We start from the raw sequence: 805 nt of genomic DNA, 5'->3' as shown, positions 1-805 counted from the left end.
GAAGAGCAGGTCGACCTGCACTCGGAGCGGGTGACGATCGAGCGCCGGCCGGTGGACCAGGAGGTTGTGCCCGGTGTGGCTGCCTTCCAGGAGCGCACGATCGAGGCGGTGGAGCGCGGCGAAGAGGTAGTGGTCAGCAAGACTGCCCGGGTGAAAGAAGAGATCGCCCTGCACAAGGACGTCGAGACCCAGACCGAGACGGTCCGCGACACCGTGCGCAGCATGGACGTCGAGATCGAGGATGACCGGACCGGCCATGGCCTCGGCAGCACCGACCCTACGCTCCCGCGCGAAAAGACCTGACCGCAGAAGGCCGTCCCTTGGGCGGCCTTCTTTTTACACCATGCCAGCCCCTTTCTGAACGGAGCCGCCGATGGCGACCAACCACCACCCCGACACGCCGCGCAACCGTGGTGACTACGACGCGCCACACATGAGCCCGGCGACCCCGGCCGACGATGCCCGCACCATCATGATCAACAAGATCTCCTGGGGGGCGGTGCTCGCAGGCGTGGTGGTGGCGCTGGTCACCCAGCTGATCCTCAACATGCTGGGCATCGGCTTTGGCGCAGGGGTGCTCGATCCCGCGACCGGCGACAACCCGGCGGCCTCCTCCTTCTCCATCGGTGCTGGCTTGTGGTTCGTAGTGTCCGGCATCCTGGCTTCCCTTGCCGGCGGCTATGCCGCAGGGCGACTGGCGGGCAAGCCCAAGGAATCCACCGCCGGCTGGCATGGCCTGACCGCCTGGGCGCTCACCACGCTCTTGGTGTTCTACCTGCTCACCTCGGCCGTGGGCGGCATTCTG

1 protein-coding gene and 1 pseudogene are annotated in these 805 nt (G+C 67.1%); both read left to right on the top strand.

Translation table 11 applies throughout. The features are described 5' to 3' along the window. On the top strand, nucleotides 1–303 hold a 303-nt coding region (locus tag EQG76_RS30595), incomplete at its 5' end, for a DUF2382 domain-containing protein (RefSeq protein WP_159719003.1). Between the two features lie 70 nt (nucleotides 304–373). Further along, nucleotides 374–805: pseudogene (locus EQG76_RS30590) on the top strand (PhnA-like protein); the annotation flags it as partial.

This window comes from Geminicoccus flavidas, from assembly GCF_009806515.1.
Lineage (GTDB): Bacteria > Pseudomonadota > Alphaproteobacteria > Geminicoccales > Geminicoccaceae > Geminicoccus > Geminicoccus flavidus.
The sequence above is the reverse complement of the archived record's forward strand: the minus strand, read 5'-3'. Positions and strand labels throughout refer to the sequence as shown.